Here is a 26330-nt window from a genome sequence, read left to right as displayed (position 1 = left end):
TCGCACTTGGCGAACGCAGGGTGAGGGCAAAGAAAAACCCCGCCACCAGGGCGGGGTTTCTTGGATCAGGTCGGGATCAGTGCGCGTGGCCCTTGTCCCAGTCTTCCTGCTTGGGCAGCTGCTCGAACGTGTGTTCGGGCGGCGGGGTGGGCAGGGTCCATTCCAGCGTATCCGCATACTCGTTCCAGTAGTTGGGCCGTGTCTCGCGTGCGCCACGCAGCAGGGCGTAGATCACGATGCCGAAGAACAGCAGGAACGAGGCGAACGAGATGAACGCACCAATCGACGAAACATAGTTCCACTGCGCGAACGCTTCGGGATAGTCGATGTAGCGGCGCGGCATCCCCTGACGACCCAGGAAGTGCTGCGGGAAGAAGGTCAGGTTGGCGCCGATGAAGAACAGCCAGAAGTGAACCTTGCCCCAGAACTCGGAATACTGACGCCCTGTCATCTTGGCGAAGTAGAAGTACACACCAGCGAAGATCGCAAACACGGCACCCAAGCTCATCACATAGTGGAAATGTGCCACCACATAGTAGGTGTCGTGATAGGCGCGGTCCACGCCAGCCTGCGACAGCACCACACCGGTCACACCGCCAACGGTGAACAGGAACAGGAAGCCAAAGGCAAACAGCATCGGTGTCTTGAACTCGATGGAACCGCCCCACATGGTCGCGATCCACGAGAAGACCTTAACACCTGTCGGAACCGCGATGACCATCGTGGCCAGCATGAAATAGGCCTGCTGACGCAGCGACATGCCAACGGTGTACATGTGGTGCGCCCACACGACAAAGCCCAGCACACCGATTGCGATAATCGCCCAGACCATCGGCAGATAGCCAAAGATCGGCTTGCGCGAGAAGGTCGCGATGACATGGCTGATGATGCCGAAACCGGGCAGGATCACGATATACACTTCCGGGTGGCCAAAGAACCACAGGATGTGCTGATACAGGATCGGATCGCCGCCACCGGCCGGATCAAAGAAGGTAAAGCCAAAGTTGCGGTCCATCAGCAACATGGTGATCGCGCCCGCCAGAACCGGCAGCGACAGCAGAATCAGCCACGAGGTGACGAAGATCGACCAGCTGAACAGCGGCACCTTGAACAGGGTCATGCCGGGGGCACGCATGTTCAGGAAGGTGGTGATCATGTTGATCGCGCCGAGGATCGAGGAGGCGCCCGATACGTGCACGGCAAAGATCGCAAGGTCCATGGACATGCCGCCCTCGGTCGTGGACAGCGGCGGGTACAGAACCCAGCCCACGCCCGAACCCATCTGATCGTTCCCACCCGGGCTCAGCAGCGAGGCTACACCCAGCGAGGTACCGGCAACATAAAGCCAGAAGGACAGGTTGTTCATCCGCGGGAACGCCATATCCGGCGCGCCGATCTGCAACGGCATGAAATAGTTGCCAAATCCGCCGAACAGGGCAGGGATGACAACGAAGAACATCATCAGAACACCGTGATAGGTGATCATCACGTTCCACAGATGCCCGTTGGGTGTACACGGGTCGGCCATGAAGCCTTCCAGGCACATGTACTGAACACCGGGGTGCATCAGTTCAAGCCGCATGTAAACGGTCATCAGAACCGAGATCAGACCGGCCAGAGCCGAAACGATCAGGTACAGAATCCCGATGTCCTTGTGGTTGGTCGACATGAACCAGCGCTGGAAAAAGCTGCGCTGGTCTTCATGGTCGTGACCATGAATGGCTGCGTCTGCCATTATAGGTGCCTCCTGTTGCAACTACACCGCGCAGCCGGACCTCTCCAACGCGCGGGATTCCTGCTGGTTTTAGAATGCGTAGGGGCGACCTTCAATGGCCGAGTTTGATCTGGATCAAGATAAATGGCCGCACCCCCCTTGAAAACGGGTGTTCGAGAAGCCGGAATCTCAGCGTTCGGGGGCTGGTGACACTGCGGATCTGGTACCTGTCATCATGCCGCCTGCCGTCGGCCCACTCCGCAGGATCGAGGGCAGGGAAGGGGGGGTGAACCCATATTGTTGGATGCTGCGTAACGCGCGAATGTCGGCGTCCGCGATCCTGCTAGAATTGTAGCGGTTGGTGGATTGGCTGTGAATCGATAGGATAAAGAGATTGTCAAGGTAGTGCCCCGGGGGAGAGAAGTGCTTGCTTTCGATTCAGAGACGACAAGATTGCTTGATATTGCCTATCAAGGCGCAGACATTACGCGCCGGCGCCAAGCCTCGTTCGACGCGCTTCGACCAAATCCCGGAGAAACCATTGTTGACATCGGGTGCGGCAACGGCTTGCTGACTGCAGAATTAGCCCGTGCGGTCGGGCCTGAAGGTCGTGTCATCGGCATCGACCCAAGTAGAGATATGCGGTCCGTCGGAGAAAAGCGATGCCAAGACTATCCTAACGTCGAGTTTGTGGAGGGTCTCGCCAATTCGCTACCTCTGGTCGACGCGATAGCCGACAAAGCCGTCTCGGTTCAGGTGTTCGAATATGTCGATGGTATCGAGGGTGCGATTTCCGAAGCGATGCGTTGCCTGAAACCCGGTGGGCGTCTGGTTGTCAGTGATTTGCACTTCGGGAGTTTCATCTGGTTCAGCGAGGACCCCGAACGAATGGCAAAAATTAAGGCTTCGTGGGATAGGCACTTCGTGGCTGGCGACGTCCCTGAACGCTTGCCGGGCATCTTGAAAGAGCAAGGTCATCATGTGGAAAATGTCGCACCGGTCACGCTCGTCGATCATGTTCTGAAACCTGACGGTCTTGCGATCATGATGATGCAACTCATGAGGCAGTACGCGACTGCTAACAAGCACGTTGATCCCGACATCGCTAACGCTTGGTTTGATGAGCAGATCGAGCTTTCCCGGAATGGACGTTTTTTCTTTTCCATAACACAGTTCGTGGTTAGCGCCAGAAAATCCGCATAAAGTCGCCGTTCTGAAAGCAGCCATTGGAGTAGATGTGGCGAAAGCTGACTTCGTCCCGCGCAGCGGACCTTTGACTTGAGTTGGATGAAGTATTCAAAAACTTAACCAGTTTTAGCCAAGTTAAGAGATGCGAAACCTGTGCTCTGCGGCGCAGACAGATAACACATGTCGGGAACGTCCACCGTCTGTCTCTGACGAAGTGATCTCATGCCAAGCGGTTTGTACAAAACGTACAACCCCCTCTGAAAACCCGGTACAATTTGTACATTTCAGGGTTCAATCCCCCGGCTTGACCCGGCGGGGCGGGTGGACCACAACTCGGTCAAAAGCCCCTCAAGGAACGGATGGTCAACCATGGATTATGATCCCGACAACATCTTCGCCAAAATTCTGCGCGGCGAGATACCTTCGTCAAAAGTTTACGAAGACGCCGAAACATTGGCATTCATGGACATCATGCCGCGCGCTGATGGGCATTTGCTGGTGATCCCCAAAACACCCTGCCGCAATGTGCTGGATGCCACGCCCGACCAACTGGCGGCGGTCATGAACACCGTTCAAAAGATGGCCCGTGCAGTAATGAAAGCCTTCGACGCGGACGGTGTAACCATTCAGCAATTCAACGAAGCCGCAGGCGGGCAGGAGGTTTTTCACCTGCATTTTCACGTCCTGCCGCGCCATGACGGCGTGTCGATGCGCCCACCTGGTAAAATGGGTGATTTCGACCTGATCGCACAACATGCCGAAACGATAAAAAGGTATTCATAATCAATAGCTTTGTGGGTGTTTATTAAGTTCCAGGCCGGACAATAGCCCACATTCACCCGCTCATGCCGTTGCAGCCGGAAATAAGAATACCCGAAAGACCGCCTCGGGACAGGTGAAGTGTCTCAACGGCTTGACAACGCAGAAATCGCCTGCTCCGAGCCAATACGGCTTGAGCACGGGTTTCAGCGTGAAGGGGGAAATGAATTGCCGTTCCGATTTGGGGTCGGAACGGCAGACTCGTAACCAAACACTTCTCGGATTTCGAGGGCGAGCCCTTGATCACCGGTTTAACATACCACTCACTCTTGATTGGCAGTTTCATATTACTCGTTAACAACACCGATGTATCCTAGAGAATTAAAAATTGCCTAAAGAATAACGTAAAACTGAATAGTTCTTGGTAAATTGCAACGTGTTTCGGAAACAGAGCCTTCCACACATGCATATTGTTGTAACCAAGCACAGCTGAAGCTGATTCTCTGACGAAATAGAATCAGAGATCAGAGGCACCAAAAACGTCCGAGAAGGTTTTTTTCAGGGCCGCATCAAGATCATCCATAGTGACCGGAAGCCCCAGATCCACCAACGAAGTCACGCCATATTCGCTGATCCCGCAGGGAACGATGCCCGAGAAATGCTCCAGATTCGGTTCGACATTGATCGAAATGCCGTGAAAGCTGACCCACTTTCGCAAACGCAGGCCAATTGCCGCGATCTTGTCCTCTGCCGGTTTGCCAGTCACCGTCAGCGGTTTGTCGTCGCGTCGCACCCAGACACCAACGCGTCCGTCGCGTATTTCGCCGTGTACGTTGAATTCAGCCAGCGCCGATATCACCCAGTTTTCCAGCTGCTTCACAAATTGGCGCACGTCACGCCCGCGCTTATTCAGGTCCAGCATGACATAGGCCACACGCTGACCGGGCCCGTGATAGGTGTACTCGCCGCCCCGTTTGCTTGCATAAACCGGAAAGCGGCCAGGATCGGTCAGGTCTTCGATCTTTGCCGACGTGCCTGCTGTATAAAGCGGCGGGTGTTCCAGCAACCAGATGCACTCCTCCGCGTCGCCGCGCGCAATCCCGGCGACGCGCGCCTCCATAAAGGCGGTGGCGTCGTCATAACTGGTCAGACCATCGGTGATTTTCCATTCCATGGCGGCCTCATATCCGCCCAAAGCGGGCAGGGGAAGAGGGGTCAGGCCGCTTCGGCCAAACACTGTTGCAGCACCCGAGAATAGGTGTCGACCCCTTGCGCTCCGGTCAGCAGGTATTTTCCGCCAAATACCATGGACGGCACACCAGAGATCCCCCGGCTGGTCCAGAACTGCTGTTTCTCTCGCACCAAAGCGATATGCTCCCCGGTCTCAAGCACCTGCCGTGCGGTATCAGGGTTCAGCCCTGCAGAAGTGACTGCCTGCAACAGAACCTCAGTGTCGGAAACATCCTGTTGCCGGGTGAAATACGCGTCGAATAGCGCAAGCTTCAATTGATGTTGCAGGCCCTGACCTTCGGCCCAATCCAGCAACTGATGCGCCTTGAATGTATTCACGATCCGGCTGTCTTCATCAAAGTTGAAGGTGAACCCCAATTCCGCCCCGATCGCCGTTAGCCTTTCGCGGGCCTGCTGGCTCTGTTCAGGGGTCGAGCCATATTTCTCCGTGATGTGTTCCCGAAGGTTCTGCCCTTCAGGCGGCATGTTCGGGTTCAATTCGAACGGGTGCCAGCGAAGTTGGGCTTGGATGCCCTGCTGTTTCATTGCCACATCAAGCTGACGAAACCCGACTATACACCATGGGCACACAACGTCCGACACGATATCGATCTGTATGATGGGGTGGGTGTCTGTCGAGGTCATCTTAGGCTCCTGTCAGATCGAAACTGCGCTGTGCATCGGCTTAGATAAGACTGCTGCGAAGGTTTTTAAACCAGTGTGTTTTTGCCTCTTCACATCGCGCGCGCCAACGTCTATACGCCGCTCTACCAAGTCACTGGCAGTGCGGTCGTGGCGGAATTGGTAGACGCGCAGCGTTGAGGTCGCTGTGGGGTAACACCCGTGGAAGTTCGAGTCTTCTCGACCGCACCAAATCTTCTCGTATCTTGTGATATTCAAATTGACATACGCGAAGCAGGCTTTGCCGTTCTGGTCTGTTCTCTTGCATTGCAAATCCGTGGCCCGTAACTAAGCCAGGTGTCGGGAAGCGCGCGATACCTCTGCAATGATGCGATTTTTCCCTTCGTCCTGAGTTTGCGAGCCAAGGTTGCGGGTAGGTGCGATGAGACTTGTCATATCAACGATGAAAGACGAGGGGCCGTTCATCCTTGAATGGATCGCCTATTACCTTTCGATCGGGTTCACGCATTTCATAGTCAATTCGAATGACTGTTCTGATGGCACCGACGCGATCCTGAAAAGATGCGAGGAACTGGGTTTTCTGGTGCATATCGATAACCCCGGTCCCTGGAAGCATGGGCCGCAGGCGTCGGCCTATGCGAACGCTATGGAACAACCCTGGTACGCTGAGGCCGAGTGGATTCTGGTTTGTGATGTCGATGAATTTCTCGATATCCGTGTTGGGGACGGCACGCTGGACGATCTGTTTCGCACCTTTCCACAAGCAGATGGCTTTGCCGCGATATGGCAGATGTTCGGGCACAATGGGATTGTCGAGTTTGAAGACAAGTTTGTGATCGAACAATTCACATCTGCAGCAGAGTTGGGGGTGGTTACGCCGCAGAATGTGCGTGCCTTCAAATCGCTTGTCAGAAACAACGGGTCTTATCGGGCAATCAACACACACCGTCCACGTGGCCCAATCGCCGGCAAGGCTGAAAGCTTTGCATGGATCGATGGTGACGGAGATCCCTTGCCACCTGCAATGCGGCGAAACGGTTGGTCTCATTCCACGACTGGCGCGGCCTTTGGGCAGCAGTTTTTCAGGATGAACCACTATGCCGTCCGGTCCATTGAGAGTTATCTGATGAAGCGGCTGCGGGGGGATGTAAACACAACCGCGTTTCATCCCAAGATGGAGGCAACGGGACAAGCCTATTGGCACATGCATTGCTTCAACAAGGTTGAAGAATTATCGATCCTTTCCAAATTGGACCGCCTTGGAAAATCGTATGATGAACTACGTGCGGATCGTATTCTGGGAGATTTGCACGAAAAAGCTGTTGCTTATCACAAGCGCCGTATCTCGGAGATACGTGAAACAGAGGCCGCGCAGGGATTCATAACTCGGTACAAGAATTTTGCCGGGGGGCGATATATCAAGGCGCTGGATCTGGGCGTGATGGAAGAAGGCGATCTTTCCTTTGATGCCGAGACCTACAAAGACCCCGAAGTTTCTTTCGCGCAAGTTGCGAAATGGACGCGCTTGGGCAAGATGTCCAAACCTGAAAACTCAAAACCCAATAACTACCCTTGGTTTACCCGGCTGGATTCTCTGGGAACGGCCATGGAGTACGAAGAAGCGGCGGCGCAGCATGCATTAATCACTAATGCAAAACAGGTGGACTTGCCGTTCGATCCGAAGGACCCATCTTTCCTGCCGCCAGTGTCTCCGGAGGTTGAAAGAACGAAAGAGCAGCGACAGCGGTTCTTGCGGTCAATCAGCGGCAAGAAGAACTGGGTTTTGATCGGGCATGTCGAAACCGAAATTGTAGAAGAAATACTCGCATTGGATGCAGTTGCTCAATTGACGATCATCGGGCCATGGGGGCTGTCGTGGGATACATTCGCCTGCAAGGATACGACGCAAGACAGTAATCTACAGGCCCTGGATCGCACGTTCTATGCATTGCTGGAGTACTTCCGCGAACCGATCATTGCGGGGCGTTTGAGGGTCTACCGGGCGCTGCCGCCTTTGATGCTGAAGCTGTTTCAGGATCAAAGTGTGGGCGTCGTGATCATACGCGGCGTTCGCGCCGAGCGTGTCATGTTGCAATTGCTGAACCGGATCGACAGGGTTCTGGCTCCGGGCGGAAGTATCGCTTTTACATCCTACAGGCGGGGCAAAGGGTCTTATTCCGGAATGTCTTCGGCTATTAACCGTTTTCTTGCGAGTAAAGCGAGTGACTATCGGATTACAAGCCTCGAGCCTCCATGGCTTGGTATCGACAAGTTGCCACCACTTCCCAAAAACGACACATAGCTTCTGGTTCTTGAAGCAACGACATGTTAGCCATTGCCCAATAAACAAAACGGGTTTCGTGTGAATTCAATACCCGTCTGCAAGTGAGGTCGAGATGTCAAACGAACCCAGAGTGATCGGTGCTGTTCCCGGCAGCCAGAATAAACCGAACGCAGACAAGGCAACCAAGCGCAAGAATACAAAAGACGCGATCCGTCGTACGTTCCTGACGCGCCTTCCCAAGGGTGGCGTGGCTGTTGAGATCGGTGTCTGGCAGGGCGAGTTTTCTCCGACAATCCTGAAATTGCTTGAACCCAGTCAGTTGTTTCTGATCGATCCCTGGAAACATATTGGCGAGGAAACGCATACAACGGCGTTTGTCGGCCGGACCGAAGACGAAAAGATGGAAGCCATCTTCCAGAAGGTCGTCGCGTCCTTCGAAAAAGAGATCGAAGAAGGCAAGGTTGGCATCATTCGCGATTTCTCGGTGCCGGCATTAAAGCTCTTTGACGATGAGAGCATTTCATTTGCCTATGTCGATGGGGATCATTCTTACGAAGGAGTAACTGCGGACCTGGAGGCGTTGTTTCCCAAGATCAAAGCGGGTGGGATCATGGCGTTTGATGATTACCACCGTCGCGGTTGGTGGGGCGACGGGGTGATCCGGGCCGTCAACGAGTTTCTGGGCAAACACCCCCGTGAATTGCGTATCCGGGCAATTGCTGGTGCGCAGATCGCTATAGAAAAAATCACTCCGCAAGACGACAGCAAGAAACAGGGCGACTAAGCGTCTGGGGTGAATGGCAGTGACGAACAAGCCTGAAAAAATCCTCATCTCTGCGATGAAAAATGAGGGCCCATATATTCTGGAATGGGTGGCTCATCATAAGGTGTTGGGCTTCGACAGGATCATTGTTTACACCAACGATTGCACGGACGGTACGAACAGAATTTTGCGCCGTCTTGAGGCCCTGGGTCATGTTGAGTTTCACAGAAACCGCGTGGGAACAGGCGGGATTCACAGATCAGCTCTGAGGCAGGCCCGCCGTTTGCCCGTAGTGAAAGAAGCCAAGTGGGTCTATGTCTGCGATGCGGATGAGTTTCTGAATATTCATGTCGGAAACCATAAGGTGGACGACCTGATCGAGGCCACACCGGGCGTGGATGTCATTTCCATTCCATGGAAGATATTCTCGAACAGCGGTCGCCATGTGTTGCGCGACGCGCCAGTGACGCAGCAGTTTTTCGATGGTGAGTTGGAGTATGAGCAGGGCGGGGCGGGGCGCCGGTTCGTCAAATCGCTTTTCCGGCAGGGTGAAGTCTATCTCCGCTATGGTATGCACAACCCGCACCCCAAGTCCGAGTTTGAGGCAGGTGTATTCCGGTCCGTTCCCGGGGGACACGCGAAAGAGCCCGCACCTTTTGGTAACCATGTTGCACCGCCTTATGGATTTGAGATTGCACAGATCAATCACTATGCGGTCCGCTCCACACAAGCCTATCTGGCCAAGCGCAGCCGTGGGCGGGCCAACCACTCCTCCCAGACGCTGGGAACGGAATACTGGGACCGTTGGAACCGGGGTGGTGCGACGGATGAGACGATCCTCAGGTACAAGGGCGAAGTTGACGCACTGATGGCGGAGTTTCAGTCCGATGGGCGGCTAGCTCGGCTGCACCGAAAAGCATTCCTGTGGCACAAGGCGTTGATCGAAGACCTTCTCAAACAGCCAGAATACAACGCGCTTTACCAGACGCTTGTTAATAAGCCGGCTGTAGAATTTGTTGCTAAAGACCGCGGATTGCACGCGCGTCTTTCGGCAGACAAGCAACCGTCTTCCAGCGAAAAACAGCCTGAATCCTGAAAAACCCGCCTTCGGAGAAACTGCATATGGCCGCGGAAAATACTCTTCCCACAATCGGAATGCTCTGGTTGGAAGGTCCTCTCAGTTTTCTGGAACAGATGTGCCTTTTGTCTTTTGTCGCGAACGGACACAGGGTCGTGCTGTTCCACTATGACGAAGTCGAGAATGTACCCGAAGGTATCGAACTGGTTTCGGCGAACGAAATTCACGAACCGCAGCGGTTCATTATGAACAACCAGTTTAAAACACCGGTTCCGCAATCTGATATTTTCAGGCTGCAGCTAATGCAAAAAACCGATTTTCTCTGGTGCGATACGGATGTGATTTCTTTGAAACCGATCCCGAAAGCGGATCATATTTTCGGCTTCTTCAATCGCAATACGATCTGCAATGCGATCATGCGGTTGCCGTCCGACAGCCCCGCGCTGAAAGCGTATACGGAATACAGCCTTGATCCATTCCCGATCCGTCCTTGGGTAGAAGGTGAGGAACGCGAGAATCTGGAACGCCAGAAAAAGGCCGGTGAGTTGCCTCATGCCTCGGATCAGGCACACAGTGTTTACGGACCCGGTGTCATGACGTGGTTTCTGCGACATCATGGCGAGATAGAACACGCCAGCCCACCCCCGGTGTTTTACCCGTTGCCGTTTCGGCAAACGGGGCAGGCGAACGACATTCCAGCGCGGGAGTTTCGAAAAAAGTACCTTACGGATCAGACGCAGGCCGTCCATCTTTGGGGCCGTCGGATGCGTTGGTGGATTGCCAAGGGTGTAAAACGTCATTCATTTCTGGATCGAAGGCTGCGCGGTTTGGGGATCAGTCCTGCCAATGCACCTTTGCCGCGCAGAGGGCGGGGCGCGCCGCAGAAAATCGAGTTTCCCGACTCGCTTCCGGACTTGCGGATCAGCAAAGAGGAAATCAGTGAGGCCACCAACGGCGTGATGTCTGTAGCTCAGGTCGCAAATTCTGAGCAATTCTTCAAATTGGCCCAGGTTGAATTGGATAAGATAAAAGACAAAGGGCTTTATGGGGTGAATGACAAACCCCAATCGGGTCATCAGCGAGGTTGGGATCACTATGCCAATGACGCATTGCGGTTGAATGCCATGTCTATGTCATTGTCGAGGTTTGCCAACAATCAGCGCTATTTGCCTGACTTGAGCAACCCCAAGACCGTGACTGAGAAGATGCTGGTCATGAAGCTGTTTGCCGAGATGCCCGAAGTGTCGGCGGCGGATAAGTTGACGGCGGAAAGTTATATCCCAGAACCAGCCAGGAACCTTGTTACACCGGTGAAGCGCTATTGGGTTTCATCGTCGCCTGAGTTGCCGGAAGACCTCGACCTAGAGCCCGGCAGCTATTGGCTCAAATGCAATAACGGGCAGGGGCAAAACCACAGGATCACCTGGCCCATGAACACAGAAGACCGCAACCTGGCCCAGGAAAAGCTTACCAATTGGAGCAATAAACCCATTCCCCACGGCTTCTGGGCGGCAGAATGGTGGTATTCCACGATCGAAACGCGCTATTTCCTTGAAGAGGATCTGGCGGCAGAAGGTCAGGATATCATCGACTGGAAATTCTGGGTTGTCGCCGGAAAGGTCCAGATTGTTCAGGTCGACCGGGACCGCTCTCGTGGACATGTGCAGATGATCCACGACCGGGATTTCAACTTCATCCCGAAAGAGTTGTATTTCCAGACAAGCGATGACACCGAGCCCAAGCCAGAGGTGTTTGACGATATGGTCGCAATTGCCGAAGCCGTCGGGCAACGTGTCGAGTTTGCGCGGGTGGACCTTTATGTAATTGGCGACAAGATTTATCTGGGCGAAATCACGCTCTGCCCGTTTGGCGGAAAACGCAAGATGCGTACGCCCGAACTGGATGTGCAGATGGGTGAGGCCTGGGTCGGCACCCGTCTGTTCCCGAACTGATCCGGTTACTCGACGGCGATTTCCTGACGCAGCTTTCCTGTTGTCTTGTCATAGATCAGGACGCGGTTGTCGTCGGTAACGACCGCATACCAGTTGGATCCAATGGTCAGGGCCTGCGCCCGGGCACCATCGGGTAAGTCGATCTGATCCGGCAGGGTGGGGGTGCGGTCTGATAGGCGGATGACAATCAGGGCGAATGTCACTAGAACCCCGCCAATCATCACCGCGGTCAGCAGCATGACCATCCGCCGCAGCAATCGTAGCTGCGGGGTTTCCTGCGGTTCTTGGGGTTCGGAAGGGACAGTCATGGGCACCCGCCAGATTGAGTTTCAGATCGCGGCCGATCCGCCGCCTCGCCTTGATAAGGCGCTTTCGCGGGATGTGCCAGACGGTGAAAACCTGTCGCGCACGCGGTTGGCGCGCCTGATCGAGGATGGCGCGGTTCGGATCGACGGGACCCGGATTCAGGACCCAAAGGCCAAAGTGTCCGAAGGGGCGCAGGTCGCCATAACTGTAGCCGAAGCGGAAGACAGTCATATCGGTGCTGAAGACATCCCGCTTGAGGTTGTTTTCGAAGACGCAGACGTGATCGTCGTCAACAAGCCAGCAGGCATGGTGGTGCACCCCGCGCCAAGCTCGCCCGGGGGTACGCTGGTCAACGCCTTGCTACACCATTGCGGTGACGCTTTGTCAGGTGTTGGGGGGGTGAAACGCCCCGGTATCGTTCACCGGATCGATAAGGAAACCAGCGGTCTTCTGGTGGTCGCCAAAACGGACGCCGCGCATCACGGGCTGGCCGAGCAATTCGCAGCACATAGCGTCGAGCGCTATTACCGTGCTGTGTGTTACGGGGTTCCGGATGCAAGTGATCCTCGTTTGCGCGGCGTCAAAGGTGTCAGCTTTGAGCCGGGCAACATCATGCGTGTGACGACCCAGCTTGCGCGGCATAAGACCGACCGTCAAAGGCAGGCGGTGTTGTTTCATGGCGGGCGCCACGCGGTGACGCGTGCGCGGGTTGTTGAAAAATTTGGCGCGCCTGCTGGTCTGGCTTTGATCGAATGCTGGCTCGAGACCGGGCGAACGCACCAGATCCGCGTTCATATGGCCCATGCCGGGCATGGGCTTGTCGGGGACCCGGTCTATGGTGGAAAGCGGAAATTGGCCATCAAGGCGTTTGCGCCTGCCGCTGCCGAATGCGTGTACGGCTTTACCCGGCAGGCGCTTCACGCTGCCGTATTGGGGTTCGAGCACCCGGTGACGGGCGAAAACCTGCGGTTTGAAGCCGAACTGCCGCAAGATATGGAGAACCTGATTGCCGCGCTTCGCGCACCGCTGACATAATAAGCAAAGTCCTGTGAGTAAGAGTTTCTTATCTTTCCTTCATGAAAGATTAATTTCAGACTGTTAGCAGCACCTCTTGAACAGGATGGGTTCCTTACCCATATCCCATGTTAAAGACTTAAACATTTGTCGGAGGGACATCATAATGGCAAATTACGCAAATCTCCCCGCGCCGACGCCCGAGGGCGGCCTCAACCGCTATATGCAGGAGATTCGCAAATTTCCCCTGCTCGAGCCAGAAGAAGAATACATGCTGGCCAAACGCTGGGTCGAAGAGCAGGACACAGAAGCCGCGCATAAGATGGTGACATCGCACCTGCGATTGGCGGCCAAGATTGCCATGGGATATCGCGGTTACGGTCTGCCGCAAGCCGAAGTGATTTCCGAAGCCAATGTGGGCCTGATGCAGGCGGTCAAACGTTTTGACCCTGAAAAAGGCTTCCGCCTTGCCACCTATGCCATGTGGTGGATCCGCGCCTCGATTCAGGAATATATCCTGCGGTCATGGTCGCTGGTTAAACTGGGCACAACTTCGGCGCAGAAGAAACTGTTCTTCAACCTGCGCAAAGCCAAGGCGCGCATCGGCGCACTGGAAGAGGGCGACTTGCGCCCCGAAAACGTCGCGCAGATTGCCAATGATCTTGGCGTGACCGAAGAGGAAGTGATCAGCATGAACCGCCGTATGTCAGGCGGGGACGCGTCTCTGAACGCCACGGTCGGGTCCGAAGGCGAAGGGACGATGCAATGGCAGGACTGGCTTGAGGATGAAGACGCCGACCAGGCCGGAGACTATGAAGCGCGTGATGAACTGGAAGCGCGTCGCGAGTTGCTGGCTGCGGCGCTGGACGTGTTGAACGACCGTGAAAAGGACATCCTGACCCAGCGCCGCTTGCTGGATCAGCCGGTGACGCTGGAGGACCTTAGCACGCAGTACAATGTCAGCCGCGAGCGGATCCGTCAGATCGAAGTTCGCGCGTTCGAGAAGCTGCAGAAGAAAATGCGGGATCTGGCACGTGAAAAAGGGATGCTGGGTGTCAGCTGACCACAATACCAGCCTGCAATAGCTGCGGGTTGGTTTTTCATCTGTGCGAAGAAACCTCCTCTTCGCGCAAATGCCCGGCGCGTTCTGGCAGATCATCACCTGCTGAACGTCTGCGGCCGCTATCCAAACTGTGAAGCCAAAAGAATGGCCGCAGGGCCAAAGCTATGGTACGGCAAAGACGCGTTTCATTTCGATGACGGTGTGACAGGTCGATCCTGCGGACCTCGCAGGGGAGCGAACCCTTTGGGGTTCGGAAATCTATGGAGAGCGTGATGCAAAAACCGGTTCAGTTTGGCGTGTTGGGGGCCGCGAAATTCGCGCGTGAATACATGGCACCGGCGATACATGCCGCCAACGGGGCGCGACTGGCTGCGCTGGCGACGTCAGATGCTGTAAAGGCTGAACCTTTTTTGTCGTTCTGTCCCGATCTGAAAGTGTTCGAAAGCTATGATGCGATGTTGGCGGACCCCGGTATCGATGCGGTCTACATACCTTTGCCGAACCACCTTCATGTGGAATGGAGCCTGAAAGCGCTGGATGCCGGCAAGCATGTGCTGTGCGAAAAGCCGATGACAATGAAGGCGGATGAGTTTGACGCATTGATCCAAAAGCGCGACGAAAGCGGCCTGCTTGCTGCCGAGGCGTACATGATCGTGCATCACCCCCAATGGCAACTGGCACGTAAACTGATTGCGGATGGTGCAATCGGAAATCTGGTGCATGTAACCGGGGCGTTCAGTTTCGACAATCGGGCAGATACCCAGAATATTCGTAACCGGGCTGAAACGGGCGGCGGCGGATTGCGTGATATCGGGGTTTACGTGATCGGCGGAGCGCGCTTTGCAACGGGGCAGGAACCGGTGGCGATACAGTCAGCCATCCGTTGGCAGGATGATATCGACATCTTCACCGAAATTCGCGCGCAGTTCACCGGTTTTACCTACTCAAGCTACGTATCCATTCGGATGCATCCCCACCAGGAAATGGTGTTTCACGGGGAAAATGGCCTGATCTGTCTGACAACTCCGTTTAATGCGCGTGTGTTTGGTGAAGCCCGGGTCGAGTTGCATCGCCCGGGGCTTGAGGTGCTGGTCACCCGGTTCCCCGGCGCAGACCATTACAAGCTTCAGGTCGAGGCCTTCTGCCGCTCGGCCCGGGAAGGGGCAGAGTATCCCTGTCCGCTGGAGTTTTCTCGAGGGACGCAAGAGGTGATTGACCGCGTGTTCGAGGGCGCAGTTTCGCTGTAACTTGCCCTTTGCGCGCGGGCTCGGCTATCCTTTTGCTTACGTTTAGCAGGAGATGACCCATGGCCGGAGGCTGGGCGCGCGACGGCGCAGTGAGCGAACAGATCGAAGCGTCGATTTCGGATGAACTGGCGCGGATGCAGGCGCAAAAGCGGCCTGTTGGTGAAAGCCTGACCCATTGCGCCGAATGCGAAGAGCCGATCCCTGAAAAACGCCGCGTTGCTTTGCCGGGCGTGAAGCTGTGCCTTGATTGCCAGCAGGAACGCGATAGTGCGTTCAAGGCACGTGGCGGCGTCAATCGGCGTGGGTCAAAAGACAGCCAGTTGAAGTGATCTCAGGTACGGCTGCTGAGACCCTGGAGCAGTCATCCAACGTTGCTTGGGCAGGACAATTAATTGCGCATTTGACAACAAGTATTTACGGCGCTCATGCTAAAACTTGGAAATCGAGGTGGAGCGACCAAAGGTAATTTCATGTTTAGATCATCAACCCGAAGTGAAGCAGAAAGTTTGTTAAGCGGACTTGCTCTTGGATTTTCTGCGGACCCTTTCATGCGTTGGCTGTATCCTGAACCTGCCGAATTCCTCTCCAACTTCCCGCGAGTAATGGACTTCTTTGGAGGGCGTGCGTTTGAACAGGGCAGCGCTTTTCGAAACGATGAATTCACCGCTGGCGCACTTTGGCTTCCGCCAGGCATTTACCCTGATGAAGAACGGCTTGTCGCCTGTTTTGAGCAGACGGTCTCACCAGAGAAGCATAATGCGTTGTTCGAAACCTTTGGGCAGATGGACAATTATCATCCCGATGAGGACTGCTGGCATTTAGCTTTTATTGCGGTTGATCCATTTCGCCAAGGAAAAGGGTTGGGGTCCGCATTGCTTGAATGCTGCCTCAAACGTTGTGACGAAGATGGAAGACCTGCTTACTTAGAGTCGACAAACCCCACAAATCTATCGCTGTATAAGCGCTATGGTTTTCAAGAGATGGGACTAATCAAAGCGGACCAAGCCCCACCGCTGTTTCCAATGTTTCGAGCCGCCCAATAGCGATAGTTCAAACGCCAGCTTCGTCCCGCGTAGCGGGCATTCAGTAGCCCCTTGGGCGTGACATTCCCGGGCATGGCAGGTTCTTTCCGCAAGGCAGATGTCGCCACCCTCTGTCGAGGGCGTCTCAGCCCTCCATCGCTTCCAGCTCATCAATAAAGCCCGAGATCATCGACAGGCCCTTGTCCCAGAACTTGGGGTCGCTGGCGTCCAGGCCGAACGGGGCCAGCAGTTCCTTGTGGTGCATTGAACCACCAGCGCGCAGCATGTCGAAATACTTGTCCTCAAACCCATCCGAGCCGTTTTCGTATACAGAATAAAGCGCGTTCACGAGGCCGTCGCCGAAGGCATAGGCATAGACATAAAAGGGCGAGTGAACGAAGTGGGGGATATAGGCCCAGAAGGTCTCGTACCCGTCCATGAATTCAAATGCGGGGCCAAGACTTTCGGCCTGAACACTCATCCACAGGGCGTTGATGTCATCCGGGGTCAGCTCGCCCTCACGTCGGGCGGCGTGCAACTTGCATTCAAAGTCGTAGAAGGCGATCTGGCGGACCACCGTGTTGATCATATCTTCGACCTTACCAGCCAGCAGAACCTTGCGCTGTTCCGGGGTTTCGGCCTGTTCCAGCATCTTGCGGAAAGTCAGCATCTCACCAAAGACCGAGGCGGTTTCCGCCAGCGTCAGCGGGGTGGATGACAGCATCTCGCCCTGACCGGCGGCCAGCACCTGATGGACGCCGTGTCCCAGTTCATGGGCAAGCGTCATCACATCGCGCGGTTTACCCAGATAGTTGAGCATCACATAGGGGTGGACATCGGTCACTGTCGGATGGGCGAAGGCCCCCGGCGCTTTGCCCGGTTTCACCGCAGCGTCGATCCATCCTTTTGAGAAGAAAGGCGCCGCGATTTCACCCATCCGGGGATCAAAGGCATCATACGCGTTCATCACCGTCTTTTGGGCCTCTTCCCAATTCACGATACGCGTGTCTTCCATGGGCAGGGGCGCGTTGCGGTCCCAGACCTGCATGACGTCCAGTCCAAGCCACTTGCGCTTCAGCTCATAATAGCGATGACTCAGCTTGGGGTAGGCGGCCACGACTGCCTCACGCAGGGCCTCGACCACCTCGGGCTCGACATCGTTCGACAGGTGACGCCCGGTCTGAGCGGTCGGCATCTTGCGCCAGCGATCAACGATTTCTTTCTCTTTGGCCTGCGTGTTGTGGACTCGGGCGAAGGTTTTTACGTTGTCCTGAAAGACCGATGCCAGTTCGCGCGCCGCAGCCTCACGTTTCGCGCGGTCCTGTTCCGTCAGCAGATTCAGGGTGCCTTCGATGTTCAGTTCTTCACCGTCGACATGAAATGCCAGTCCGGCAATCGTTTCGTCGAACAGACGTTCCCACGCGTCGCCGACAACCCCCAGATCGTGAAGGAATTTTTCCAGCTCGTCAGACAGCTGGTAGGGCTTCATTGCGCGGATGCGGCGGAACACAGGTTCGTATCGGGCAAGATCTTTGTTGGCCGCAAAATGCGCCTTCAGAACGTCGTCTTCGATCCGGTTGATCTCGAGCGTGAAGAACACAAGCGGAGTGGTGAAGATCGTGATCTTTTCCTGCATATCCGACAGGAATTTGGCGCGCTCTGCATCAGTGGTCAGTTGGTAATAGCGCAGACCAGCGAAGGACATGATACGCCCGGCGATGGCGTTGATCTTTTCGTTGCGATGCACACAGGCCAGCAGGTCTGCATCATCCAGATCGGCCAGTTTGCCTTCGTAATCAGCAGCAAATGCGGCACATTCGCCTTCCAGCCAATCCAGATCGCGCGCTAACTCGGGTGCGTCTTCCGCGGTATAGAGATCGCTCAGATCCCATTCCGGAAGATTGCCCAGATTGCCGGAGCCACCGATTGCGTTCGCGTCACGGACAGGGAAGGGGAGGTCGCGCATGGATCACCTTTAGTAGACTGCTTTTGCAAACATCTAGGGCTGGCGCGCCCGGATCACAAGCGGCCAATTCCAAAGGTGAAAGGGTTTACGAGGAAACCAGCTCGGATGCGCCATTGGCCTGATTGGCCAGAAAATGCGCCGCAATCTTGTCCAGAACCGGCCCTCGAACCTCGGGTGCTTCCATCAGCACCTCGTGTTCACCATCCGGGATTTCGATCAGCGTTCCGTTGGGCCAATTGGCCATGCGCGCACGAATTGCCTTGCGGTCAACGATTTGCTCATGGCTGCCCAGAAATGTCAGGCAGGGTGTTTTTGGGGCGGCCTGCTCCATCAACCAAGCACATTCATCCAGCGACTCACGCAGCCACAGATTTGATGGGGCACCCAACGCTAGTTCAGGATGCGCATTCAACTGAACCTGCATCATCCGGTACATGTCCGGATCACGGGTCAGCATATTGCCCTCGAAAGGTTGCGACAGGACATAACTTTTGAGCGTCGTGGTGGGGGGCGTCCGCTCGCCCAGGCCAAGTGCTGTGCCCCAATAGGCTGTAACGCGGCTTAGGGGTTTCATGACCGGGGTGAAGAAAATTCCCCACATCGGGCCCGTGAAGGCACACGCGGCAAAGCAGCCATTCTCGATGACGGCACGCAACCCGATTGCACCGCCCATCGAATGCCCGACCACGTACCATGGTTTTGGCAGGTCCAGCGCGCTTGTAAGTTTCAGGGTGACCTGGACGTCCTGCTGGTAATCGGTGAACTGATCGACATGTCCGACCCGAGCATCGTCCAGCAACCGATCTGCAAGACCCTGACCGCGCCAGTCGACAGCCAGCATGGCGAACCCACGCTCTACGAATTCGCTGGCAGTATTGCCGTATTTTTCAATGTATTCCGTGCGTCCCGGAAACATCATGACAGTGCCATGTGCCTTTCCGCCCGGAAGCCAGTGAGCAACGCGGATGCGTTTTTGATCCGACGTCGTCAACCAGTGGGCCTTTCCACCGGCGGGGCCGCCGGCCACGTCTTCAAACAGGGGGGCCGGCGAGAACTCCATCAGGCCAGTACCGATGCAAGTTTCATGGCAACACCCATGTCGCCATCAATGCTCAGCTTGCCGGACATGAACGCACCTGTTGGGTTCAATTCACCGCTGAGGATTTGTTCGAACGTGTCGGCATCCGCGCTGAGGGTGACATCAGCATCATCGTCGCTGACCCGAGCGCCATTGGAATCCAGGACAATGGCACCCAGATCGGCGATATCAAACTTGGCCGAGGCATCAAACGCGCCGCCTTCCAGTTTTTCATTCAAAGCGGCGGCTGCCTTTTCAAGAGTCTCGCTCATGATTTTCCTCATATTGTTAGTGCGCCGTGAATGGACATCCCCGGTCGCAACGCTACACTGACTATTGTTATGAGCATTGCAATCTACAATCTCAAAGGTATCGTCGCGGCACTTTTTGTCCTAGTCACGATTTCCTCCACTTGCCTCGCGCAACAGGCGGATTTGCGCGATGAGGGCGAATTGCTGCAAAAACTTGGCCAATCGACGCCCGAGCAGGCCATTGCTCTGGATCGGCAGTTGCAAGCTCTGTGGGCCCAGTCCGGTTCAGCATCGGCCGATCTGCTGCTGGAACGTGGCCGTGAAGCGCTGGATGACGGTGACGTAGGTGCGGCACTGGAACATCTGACCGCCCTGACGGACCATGCGCCCGATTTTGCTGAAGGCTGGCACCTACGCGCTTCGGCTTTTTTTGGGATCGAACGGTTTGGCATGGCCGCTGCCGATCTGGAACATGCCCTGACCCTGAACCCCAACAATTACGAGGCAATCTACGGTCTGGGCCTGATCTTTGAGATTATCGGACAACCCGACAAAGCCTACGAGGCCTATTCACGGGCATTGGCTATACATCCCCACCACGAAGAAGTAACCAATGCGGTGAATCGACTGAAGCCGCAGATTGACGGCGCAGCGCTGTAAGGTCCGGGCAGGGGGCAAAGGTGAGCGGGTCATCCCGAATAGTGGCCGTTTTGGGCCCTACGAATACAGGTAAAACCCATTACGCAATCGAACGGATGCTGGGATACCGCACAGGTGTCATCGGTCTGCCGCTGCGTCTGCTTGCGCGCGAGGTCTATGACAAGATCGTCGCCATCCGCGGGCCATCGGTTGTTGCTTTAGTTACCGGCGAAGAGAGGATCGTGCCGCCCCGGACCCAGTATTGGGTCTGCACGGTCGAAGCGATGCCCGAAGGTATGGGCGCGGATTTCGTGGCAATTGATGAAATCCAGCTGTGTGCCGATCCCGAGCGCGGCCATGTCTTTACGGATCGCCTGCTTCGGTCGCGCGGAACAAACGAGACACTTTTCCTTGGCTCTGACACCATGCGCGGCCCGATTGCCGCGCTGGTACCCGAGGCGCAGTTTGTCCGGCGCGAGCGGATGTCACAGTTGGTCTATTCCGGTTCGAAGAAACTCAGCCGGATGCCTGCCCGCAGCGCTATTGTCGGGTTTTCGGTTGAGAATGTGTATGCCATCGCGGAGCTTTTGCGCCGTCTGAAAGGTGGCGCGGCGGTGGTCATGGGTGCCCTCAGCCCGCGGACGCGGAATGCTCAGGTGGAGCTTTATCAGAATGGCGAGGTCGATTACCTGGTCGCCACAGATGCCATCGGTATGGGCTTGAACCTGGATGTAAACCACGTTGCATTTTCATCCCTTACCAAATTCGACGGGCGGCGGATGCGCCCGCTGGCCCCGAATGAGCTGGCCCAGATCGCAGGCCGGGCCGGGCGTGGCATGTCGGACGGCACCTTTGGCGTGACCGGCGAGGCGCCGCCGCTGGACGAAGGTGTCGCGCAGGCAATCATGGACAGCCGGTTTACGCCGATGAAAAAGTTGAACTGGCGGAATGCCGCCCTCCGGTTTGGCTCGATTGACGCGCTGATCAACTCGCTTGAGGTCAGTCCGAGTGACGAACACCTGGTCAAAGCCCGCCCTGCTGACGACCTGAATGTGTTGAAATCGCTGTCACAACAGGCCGAGATTGCCGCCCGCGCAAGTGACGGTCCATCCATTCGATTGCTTTGGGATGTGTGCAGAATCCCTGATTTTCGCGGCATCAGCCATGCAGAGCACGCCAGCCTGCTGGAAGTGATCTATGGCCACCTGCACGAACGCGGCAGTATTCCCGATGATTTCATGGCCCGGCAGATACGGCGGATTGACCAAACCCATGGGGATATCGATGCGTTATCCAAAAGGTTGGCATATATTCGCACCTGGACATATGTTGCGCAACGAAACGGTTGGGTGCGTGACGAATCACATTGGCGTGACGAAACGCGCACTGTAGAAGACAGGCTGTCTGACGCACTACATGAGCGACTGACTCAAAGATTTGTGGACCGGCGTACATCGGTTTTGTTGCGGCGGCTCAAGCAGAAGGAGGCCCTTTTGGCCGAAGTAAATGACAAGGGTGAAGTGACCGTCGAAGGCGAATTCGTCGGTCGTCTGGAAGGGTTCCGGTTCAGCCCGGACAAAAGCGCGCAAGGAACCGAGGCGAAAGCGCTCAAATCGGCATCCCTGCAAGCACTCGCGCCGCAATTCCATCTGCGTGCCGATCGCTTCTACAATGCGCCCGATACCGAAATTGATTTCACCGATCAGGGCGGCCTGATGTGGGGCGAATATGCCGTTGGCAAACTGGTTGCCGGGGCCGAGCCTCTCAAGCCCGTGGTCGAGGTTTTTGTGGACGAAGCCGCCGGTCCGGATGTTGAACAGAAGGTGCGGCGCCGGTTGCAGCACTTCATCGACCGCAAAATCGCTGCGCTGTTCGAGCCGCTGCTTAATCTGTCGCGCGATGAGGAACTCAACGGTCTGGCGAAAGGGTTTGCCTTCCGCATGGTCGAGGCGCTGGGCGTACTGCCCCGTGCGGGGGTCGCACAAGAAGTTAAGGATCTGGATCAGGACGCCCGCGGCGCCTTGCGCAAGCATGGTATCCGGTTTGGCCAGTTCACCATCTTTATGCCGCTGCTGCTGAAACCTGCTCCCACGCGTCTGCGTCTCGTGCTTTGGGCGCTGTCCAGCGGTTTGCAGGAATTCCCCGAAGCACCGCCTCCGGGGTTGGTGACTGTGCCGGTCGCCAAGGATGCACCGCAGGGCTATGACACCATGTGCGGCTACCGCGATGCGGGTGACCGGTCGATCCGGATCGACATGTTGGAACGTCTGGCGGACATGCTTCGTGCGGAGGACAGCCGTGGCGGGTTCGAAGCCAAGCCGGATATGCTGTCGATCACCGGTATGACGCTTGAACAGTTTGCTGACCTGATGCAGGGGCTGGGCTACAAAGCCGAACGCGGCGAGCGTGACAAGGTCAAACCGGCCCCGGTAGAGCAGCCTGTGACAGAGGCGGCGGAACAAGCTGTTATCGACGAGACGCCTGCACCCGATGCGGCATCAGAAGAGGTCGCCGCGCCCGCCGAAGCGACAACCGAGGCCACCGAAAGCACTGAGGTTGCAGACGAGGCCGCCACGGAAGGTCAGGTTGCGGAACCTGCGTCGGATGAACCCGAGGTTGAAGTGTATTACACCTTCACATGGGGTCGCCAGCGCCAGCCGAACCGTGGACCGCGCCGCGAGCCGGGGCAGGGCAAGGGGAAACCACGGGGCAAACCGCAGGAGGGCCGTGGCAAACCGCATGGCAAGAAGGGCGGAAAACCGCAAGGAGCCAAGACCTTCTCGTCACGTCCACCGAAGAAGGAAAAGGCCATTGATCCCGACAACCCGTTCGCCGCAGCGCTTATGGGTCTGAAGGACGGCAATTGACGCAAGATGGCCGAGGCCAAACTGCGAATTGACAAATGGTTGTGGCAGGCGCGGTTCTTCAAGACCCGCAGCCTTGCCGCCAAACAGGTCAGTGGCGGCCATGTCCGGCTGAATGGAAACCGGGTGCTGAAACCGGCCCAAGCCGTGGCCCCCGGTGACGTTTTGACCTTCTCGCAGGGCCGCATTGTCCGCGTCATACGTGTGGAAAAACTGGGGGAACGCCGCGGTCCGGCGCCCGAGGCGCAAACGCTGTACTTTGATATGACCGAAAAGCAGGAAGCGCCTCTGGTAAATCCGGGTTTCGAGGGAAAAGGTCGGCCAACCAAGAAAGATCGACGTGCTATTGATCTTTCTCGCCCGGAAGATCACTGATCCTGTCTTGAAGAGCGGGCCAGACTGAATTAGCTAGTCGCTCAAACCGCAAACAGGAATCCGACCATGACCTATGTAGTCACCGAAAACTGTATCGCCTGCAAATACACCGACTGTGTCGAAGTGTGCCCGGTGGACTGTTTCTATGAAGGTGAAAATACGCTGGTCATCCATCCTGATGAATGCATTGACTGCGGAGTGTGCGAGCCCGAGTGCCCCGCTGACGCGATCCGCCCCGATACCGAGCCGGGCATGGAGGAGTGGGTCGAGTTCAATCGCAAGTATTCCGAACAATGGCCGGTGATCGTGACCAAGAAAGACCCGCTGCCCGATGCGGAGGAGCGTGATGGTGAAGAGGGCAAGATGAAGAAGTATTTCTCGGAAGCGCCCGGCGAAGGCGGCTGAGTGATTCGTTCCAAGCGGCCTGTTTTGGACATAAAGATCGCAGTACAACCTGTTGAATCAAGGTTGAATACAAAAGATTCCCGTAAGGTAAACTTTCGGGCGTCGTAAATTTGTGATATACTATATCCACATGATGACCGAGATTGGGATGCGCTCCGTAAGTATGCTCACTTTGGAGTTCTGAACTTGTGACAGTATCGCCGCCTGACGGGGCTGAGACAGTCCCCGCATGTGGTGCTTTTGTTGTCCGTGTCCCGTCCGCTAGCAAGGAAAAAACTGAATGACAAAGTCGAAAAAGCTCGAGTTCCGCCCGAACGACTATGTTGTCTACCCCGCCCATGGCGTGGGCCAGATTATCTCGATCGAGGAACAGGATGTCGCGGGATTCTCGCTTGAGCTGTTCGTCATCTCATTTGAGAAAGACAAGATGACGTTGCGCGTTCCGACCAACAAGGTAACCGAGTCCGGTCTGCGGTCGCTCAGCTCGCCCGATGTGATCAGCCAGGCGATGAAAACGCTGAAAGGCAAGGCCAAAGTGAAACGCGCCATGTGGTCCCGTCGCGCACAAGAATATGAACAGAAGATCAACTCGGGTGATCTGATCTCGATCGCCGAAGTGGTCCGTGACCTGCACCGCACCGATGATCAGCGCGAGCAGAGCTATTCCGAGCGCCAACTGTATGAAGCTGCCTTGGAGCGTCTGACCCGTGAGGTCGCGGCTGTTTCAGGCGCTGGCGAGGTGTCAGCCGCCAAACAGGTTGACGAGGTTCTGACCTCACGCGCTGCCTGATCGAAGGTACATTGACAATACGGGCCGCTCCAAATTTGGGGCGGCCTTTTTCGTGGCTTGGTGAATTGTTCAAGTGGCGCTAATTTCACTGTGTATGCAGCAGATTACCGGACGCACATGAAGCAGACTGTGAAATACCTGTACATCGGACACGACCCTGTTTCGGTCTGGTTTAGGTATGCGCTGATCCTGTTCGATGTTGCGACAATCATTTTCTTTGTCGGGACGGCGCACATCCCGCATGGGCCGGGCTTAACCGTTGCAAGCCAACTGGTCGGTGTGCTGATTTTTCTGGATTTCTCTGCGCGGCTCTGGATCTCAAAAGACCGCTGGAGATTTTTGCGCCAGATTTACACAGTGGCGGATATCGTGGTCATCCTCTCGCTGGTGCTTGATCCGTTTTTGACAGGCAACCTCGCTTTCCTGCGGATTTTGCGTGCCCTGCGTCTGATCCATTCATATCATCTGCTCTGGGATCTGCGGCGCGACAGCCGTTTTTTCCGCACGCACGAGGACGCTGTTATCGCGGCGATCAACCTGCTGGTCTTTGTTTTTGCCACCTCGACGGCCGTTTTGGTATTTTTTATCCCCGAAGACGCGCAAACGCCTTACATAGACGCGCTGTATTTTACCATGGCGACGCTCACCACGACCGGGTTTGGCGACATCACTTTGGTCACACCGGGCGGCAAGCTGTTTTCCGTCTTTATTATGGTCGTTGGCGTGGCCCTGTTCGTCCGGCTGGCGCAGGCAATTTTCGCGCCACAGAAGGTCCGCCACAAATGCCCCAGCTGCGGGCTGTACCGGCACGACCCCGACGCCGTGCATTGCAAACATTGCGGCGATACGTTGCGAATTGAAACCGGGGGCGCGTCTTAGATCTGGGCGCTGATGGCAAGCAGAAATGTGATTTCCGCCAATTGTTGTGATGCGCCCAGAATGTCTCCGGTTTGACCGCCGATCTTGGTCTTCGCGACGAGCCCCAAAACAGCAACGATCAAAGCCGCGCAGAGTATCGCGGTAAGCGCCAGACTTCCGCACAAGCTGTAAGCGACCAGAATCGCGATGCCCACGGCGATACAGGCTGATCCTGCGCCGGGGGTGCCAACTGAATGGCTCAGGCCCGACTTTCTGGCGTTTGGAAGAAGAACCATTAGTGCTGGCATCAGGGCGCGGGAAAATACGCAAGCTGCAACAACCATCCAGATCGGACCAACAGCCAGCATAGTGGAAATCGCCGAGATTCGTAAAATCTGCGAGATCATCAAGGCAAGCACGCCGTACGTTCCAATCTGGCTGTCCTTCATGATCTCCAGCCGCCGTTCAGGGGTGAAACCGCCCCAAAGCCCGTCGAACGTGTCGGCCAGACCATCCTCGTGCATGGCGCCCGTCAACAGGATCAGTACCGCGACCAGCAACGAGGCGGCCACAAACGGAGGCAGTTGAAGCCCCATCGCCAGCCAACCAGTCAGGCATGCCAGCCCGCCAACGACCAGCCCAACCAGTGGAAATGCCCATACCGATTGTGCCTGCCGGGCAAACACGGCTTTGGGCAAACGGGGCAGGGGCAGGCGGGTCAACAGCACCAGGGCCAGCGGAACATCCCACAGGGAAAACGGTTTGGTGTCGTTTTTATGCACGCCCGTGCCTTTCGGGGTCTTGTTGGTTTCGATCCTTCGGTTAAACACGCAGGACCACTC

25 protein-coding genes and 1 tRNA gene are annotated in these 26330 nt (G+C 56.0%); 18 read left to right on the top strand and 8 right to left on the bottom strand.

The features are described from left to right. Positions 1-76: 76 nt before the first annotated feature. Positions 77-1735 carry a cytochrome c oxidase subunit I gene (gene ctaD / locus I9188_RS04505; RefSeq protein ID WP_209504228.1) on the bottom strand — a complete coding sequence of 553 codons (1659 nt, stop codon included), beginning with the start codon at positions 1733-1735 and terminating at the stop codon, positions 77-79. A gap of 402 nt (positions 1736-2137) precedes the next feature. Here ctaD and I9188_RS04500 point away from each other — a divergent pair, with 402 nt between their 5' ends. Then, the gene (locus tag I9188_RS04500; RefSeq protein ID WP_209504227.1) at positions 2138-2917 is read left to right on the top strand and encodes a methyltransferase domain-containing protein; all 780 of its coding nucleotides are present in this window, start codon (positions 2138-2140) and stop codon (positions 2915-2917) included. 354 nt (positions 2918-3271) lie between these two features. Then, entirely contained in the window at positions 3272-3685 is a 414-nt protein-coding gene (locus I9188_RS04495) for an HIT family protein (RefSeq protein ID WP_209504226.1), read from the top strand. 493 nt (positions 3686-4178) lie between these two features. Here the strand turns inward: I9188_RS04495 and lipB are convergent, their stop codons facing one another. Together lipB and I9188_RS04485 are read right to left on the bottom strand one after the other, a co-directional pair. After that, positions 4179-4835, bottom strand: a complete 657-nt coding sequence (lipB, locus tag I9188_RS04490; RefSeq protein WP_209504225.1) for a lipoyl(octanoyl) transferase LipB — start codon at positions 4833-4835, stop codon at positions 4179-4181. 41 nt (positions 4836-4876) lie between these two features. Then, positions 4877-5536 (bottom strand): DsbA family oxidoreductase, encoded by a 660-nt coding sequence (locus I9188_RS04485; protein WP_209504224.1) that lies wholly within the window; start codon positions 5534-5536, stop codon positions 4877-4879. A 141-nt stretch (positions 5537-5677) separates the two neighbouring features. On the opposite strand from I9188_RS04485, the gene I9188_RS04480 reads away from it, so the two are divergent. The 5 genes from I9188_RS04480 (at position 5678) to I9188_RS04460 (ending at position 11610) form a co-directional block, all read left to right on the top strand. Then, positions 5678-5764 (top strand) — tRNA-Leu (locus tag I9188_RS04480). A gap of 190 nt (positions 5765-5954) precedes the next feature. Further along, positions 5955-7835, top strand: coding sequence for a glycosyltransferase family 2 protein (locus I9188_RS04475; RefSeq protein WP_209504223.1), 1881 nt, complete (start codon positions 5955-5957; stop codon positions 7833-7835). A 94-nt stretch (positions 7836-7929) separates the two neighbouring features. After that, a complete protein-coding gene (locus I9188_RS04470) occupies positions 7930-8601 on the top strand; it encodes a class I SAM-dependent methyltransferase (RefSeq protein ID WP_209504222.1) in 672 nt (223 codons plus the stop codon). Between the two features lie 55 nt (positions 8602-8656). Next, positions 8657-9676: a glycosyltransferase family 2 protein gene (locus I9188_RS04465; protein ID WP_209504902.1), complete on the top strand. Its 1020-nt coding sequence runs from the start codon at positions 8657-8659 to the stop codon at positions 9674-9676. Positions 9677-9702: 26 nt separating this feature from the next. Further along, entirely contained in the window at positions 9703-11610 is a 1908-nt protein-coding gene (locus I9188_RS04460) for an ATP-grasp fold amidoligase family protein (protein ID WP_209504221.1), read from the top strand. 5 nt (positions 11611-11615) lie between these two features. On the opposite strand, the gene I9188_RS04455 is transcribed toward I9188_RS04460, so the two are convergent. Beyond that, on the bottom strand, positions 11616-11918 hold the full coding sequence (locus I9188_RS04455; RefSeq protein WP_209504220.1) for a DUF6476 family protein: 303 nt from the start codon (positions 11916-11918) through the stop codon (positions 11616-11618). Between I9188_RS04455 and I9188_RS04450 the strand changes: the two genes are divergently transcribed. The 5 genes from I9188_RS04450 (at position 11917) to I9188_RS04430 (ending at position 16283) form a co-directional block, all read left to right on the top strand. Then, positions 11917-12951 (top strand): RluA family pseudouridine synthase, encoded by a 1035-nt coding sequence (locus I9188_RS04450; protein WP_209504219.1) that lies wholly within the window; start codon positions 11917-11919, stop codon positions 12949-12951. The genes I9188_RS04455 and I9188_RS04450 overlap by 2 nt on opposite strands. A 145-nt stretch (positions 12952-13096) precedes the next feature. Beyond that, on the top strand, positions 13097-13993 hold the full coding sequence (gene rpoH, locus I9188_RS04445) for an RNA polymerase sigma factor RpoH (RefSeq protein ID WP_209504218.1): 897 nt from the start codon (positions 13097-13099) through the stop codon (positions 13991-13993). A gap of 272 nt (positions 13994-14265) precedes the next feature. Further along, positions 14266-15240 carry a Gfo/Idh/MocA family oxidoreductase gene (locus tag I9188_RS04440; protein ID WP_209504217.1) on the top strand — a complete coding sequence of 325 codons (975 nt, stop codon included), beginning with the start codon at positions 14266-14268 and terminating at the stop codon, positions 15238-15240. A gap of 59 nt (positions 15241-15299) precedes the next feature. Further along, a complete protein-coding gene (locus tag I9188_RS04435) occupies positions 15300-15569 on the top strand; it encodes a DksA/TraR family C4-type zinc finger protein (RefSeq protein ID WP_209504216.1) in 270 nt (89 codons plus the stop codon). Positions 15570-15665: 96 nt separating this feature from the next. After that, complete coding sequence (locus tag I9188_RS04430) at positions 15666-16283, top strand: N-acetyltransferase (RefSeq protein ID WP_209599569.1); 618 nt, start codon at positions 15666-15668, stop codon at positions 16281-16283. Between the two features lie 124 nt (positions 16284-16407). Here the strand turns inward: I9188_RS04430 and I9188_RS04425 are convergent, their stop codons facing one another. The 3 genes from I9188_RS04425 to I9188_RS04415 all read right to left on the bottom strand — a co-directional run bounded on the left by I9188_RS04425 (position 16408) and on the right by I9188_RS04415 (position 19578). Next, a complete protein-coding gene (locus I9188_RS04425; RefSeq protein WP_209599568.1) occupies positions 16408-18228 on the bottom strand; it encodes a M3 family oligoendopeptidase in 1821 nt (606 codons plus the stop codon). 85 nt (positions 18229-18313) lie between these two features. Further along, positions 18314-19288 carry an alpha/beta hydrolase gene (locus I9188_RS04420; protein ID WP_209599567.1) on the bottom strand — a complete coding sequence of 325 codons (975 nt, stop codon included), beginning with the start codon at positions 19286-19288 and terminating at the stop codon, positions 18314-18316. Continuing rightward, positions 19288-19578 (bottom strand): SCP2 sterol-binding domain-containing protein, encoded by a 291-nt coding sequence (locus I9188_RS04415; RefSeq protein ID WP_209504212.1) that lies wholly within the window; start codon positions 19576-19578, stop codon positions 19288-19290. The genes I9188_RS04420 and I9188_RS04415 overlap by 1 nt, the downstream gene beginning before the upstream one ends. 69 nt (positions 19579-19647) lie before the next feature. Here I9188_RS04415 and I9188_RS04410 point away from each other — a divergent pair, with 69 nt between their 5' ends. From I9188_RS04410 to I9188_RS04385, 6 genes are all read left to right on the top strand, one after another. Then, positions 19648-20217, top strand: a complete 570-nt coding sequence (locus tag I9188_RS04410; protein ID WP_245222454.1) for a tetratricopeptide repeat protein — start codon at positions 19648-19650, stop codon at positions 20215-20217. 20 nt (positions 20218-20237) lie between these two features. Beyond that, complete coding sequence (locus tag I9188_RS04405) at positions 20238-23063, top strand: helicase-related protein (protein ID WP_209599566.1); 2826 nt, start codon at positions 20238-20240, stop codon at positions 23061-23063. Positions 23064-23069: 6 nt separating this feature from the next. Continuing rightward, positions 23070-23435, top strand: a complete 366-nt coding sequence (locus I9188_RS04400; RefSeq protein WP_209504209.1) for an RNA-binding S4 domain-containing protein — start codon at positions 23070-23072, stop codon at positions 23433-23435. A 66-nt stretch (positions 23436-23501) separates the two neighbouring features. Then, on the top strand, positions 23502-23840 hold the full coding sequence (gene fdxA / locus I9188_RS04395; RefSeq protein ID WP_209504208.1) for a ferredoxin FdxA: 339 nt from the start codon (positions 23502-23504) through the stop codon (positions 23838-23840). Between the two features lie 280 nt (positions 23841-24120). Then, positions 24121-24630, top strand: coding sequence for a CarD family transcriptional regulator (locus I9188_RS04390; RefSeq protein WP_209504207.1), 510 nt, complete (start codon positions 24121-24123; stop codon positions 24628-24630). Positions 24631-24747: 117 nt separating this feature from the next. Beyond that, on the top strand, positions 24748-25509 hold the full coding sequence (locus I9188_RS04385; protein WP_209504206.1) for a potassium channel family protein: 762 nt from the start codon (positions 24748-24750) through the stop codon (positions 25507-25509). Here the strand turns inward: I9188_RS04385 and cobS are convergent. Then, positions 25506-26270, bottom strand: coding sequence for an adenosylcobinamide-GDP ribazoletransferase (gene cobS, locus I9188_RS04380; protein WP_209504205.1), 765 nt, complete (start codon positions 26268-26270; stop codon positions 25506-25508). The two genes, I9188_RS04385 and cobS, sit on opposite strands and share 4 nt — an antisense overlap. Between the last annotated feature and the right edge of the window lie 60 nt (positions 26271-26330).

This window comes from Ruegeria sp. HKCCSA071, from assembly GCF_017872555.1.
Classification (GTDB): Bacteria; Pseudomonadota; Alphaproteobacteria; order Rhodobacterales; family Rhodobacteraceae; genus Ruegeria.
The sequence above is the reverse complement of the archived record's forward strand: the minus strand, read 5'-3'. Positions and strand labels throughout refer to the sequence as shown.

Bases quoted from the DNA above. Each gene is read 5' to 3' on its own strand.
- ctaD (WP_209504228.1), bottom strand. From the start codon at position 1,735: ATGGCAGACGCAGCCATTCATGGTCACGACCATGAAGACCAGCGCAGC.
- I9188_RS04495 (WP_209504226.1), top strand. From the start codon at position 3,272: ATGGATTATGATCCCGACAACATCTTCGCCAAAATTCTGCGCGGCGAG.
- lipB (WP_209504225.1), bottom strand. From the start codon at position 4,835: ATGGAATGGAAAATCACCGATGGTCTGACCAGTTATGACGACGCCACC.
- I9188_RS04485 (WP_209504224.1), bottom strand. From the start codon at position 5,536: ATGACCTCGACAGACACCCACCCCATCATACAGATCGATATCGTGTCG.
- I9188_RS04475 (WP_209504223.1), top strand. From the start codon at position 5,955: ATGAGACTTGTCATATCAACGATGAAAGACGAGGGGCCGTTCATCCTT.
- I9188_RS04470 (WP_209504222.1), top strand. From the start codon at position 7,930: ATGTCAAACGAACCCAGAGTGATCGGTGCTGTTCCCGGCAGCCAGAAT.
- I9188_RS04465 (WP_209504902.1), top strand. From the start codon at position 8,657: ATGAAAAATGAGGGCCCATATATTCTGGAATGGGTGGCTCATCATAAG.
- I9188_RS04460 (WP_209504221.1), top strand. From the start codon at position 9,703: ATGGCCGCGGAAAATACTCTTCCCACAATCGGAATGCTCTGGTTGGAA.
- I9188_RS04450 (WP_209504219.1), top strand. From the start codon at position 11,917: ATGGGCACCCGCCAGATTGAGTTTCAGATCGCGGCCGATCCGCCGCCT.
- I9188_RS04455 (WP_209504220.1), bottom strand. From the start codon at position 11,918: ATGACTGTCCCTTCCGAACCCCAAGAACCGCAGGAAACCCCGCAGCTA.
- rpoH (WP_209504218.1), top strand. From the start codon at position 13,097: ATGGCAAATTACGCAAATCTCCCCGCGCCGACGCCCGAGGGCGGCCTC.
- I9188_RS04440 (WP_209504217.1), top strand. From the start codon at position 14,266: ATGCAAAAACCGGTTCAGTTTGGCGTGTTGGGGGCCGCGAAATTCGCG.
- I9188_RS04435 (WP_209504216.1), top strand. From the start codon at position 15,300: ATGGCCGGAGGCTGGGCGCGCGACGGCGCAGTGAGCGAACAGATCGAA.
- I9188_RS04430 (WP_209599569.1), top strand. From the start codon at position 15,666: ATGCTAAAACTTGGAAATCGAGGTGGAGCGACCAAAGGTAATTTCATG.
- I9188_RS04425 (WP_209599568.1), bottom strand. From the start codon at position 18,228: ATGCGCGACCTCCCCTTCCCTGTCCGTGACGCGAACGCAATCGGTGGC.
- I9188_RS04420 (WP_209599567.1), bottom strand. From the start codon at position 19,288: ATGGAGTTCTCGCCGGCCCCCCTGTTTGAAGACGTGGCCGGCGGCCCC.
- I9188_RS04415 (WP_209504212.1), bottom strand. From the start codon at position 19,578: ATGAGCGAGACTCTTGAAAAGGCAGCCGCCGCTTTGAATGAAAAACTG.
- I9188_RS04410 (WP_245222454.1), top strand. From the start codon at position 19,648: ATGAGCATTGCAATCTACAATCTCAAAGGTATCGTCGCGGCACTTTTT.
- I9188_RS04400 (WP_209504209.1), top strand. From the start codon at position 23,070: ATGGCCGAGGCCAAACTGCGAATTGACAAATGGTTGTGGCAGGCGCGG.
- fdxA (WP_209504208.1), top strand. From the start codon at position 23,502: ATGACCTATGTAGTCACCGAAAACTGTATCGCCTGCAAATACACCGAC.
- I9188_RS04390 (WP_209504207.1), top strand. From the start codon at position 24,121: ATGACAAAGTCGAAAAAGCTCGAGTTCCGCCCGAACGACTATGTTGTC.
- I9188_RS04385 (WP_209504206.1), top strand. From the start codon at position 24,748: ATGAAGCAGACTGTGAAATACCTGTACATCGGACACGACCCTGTTTCG.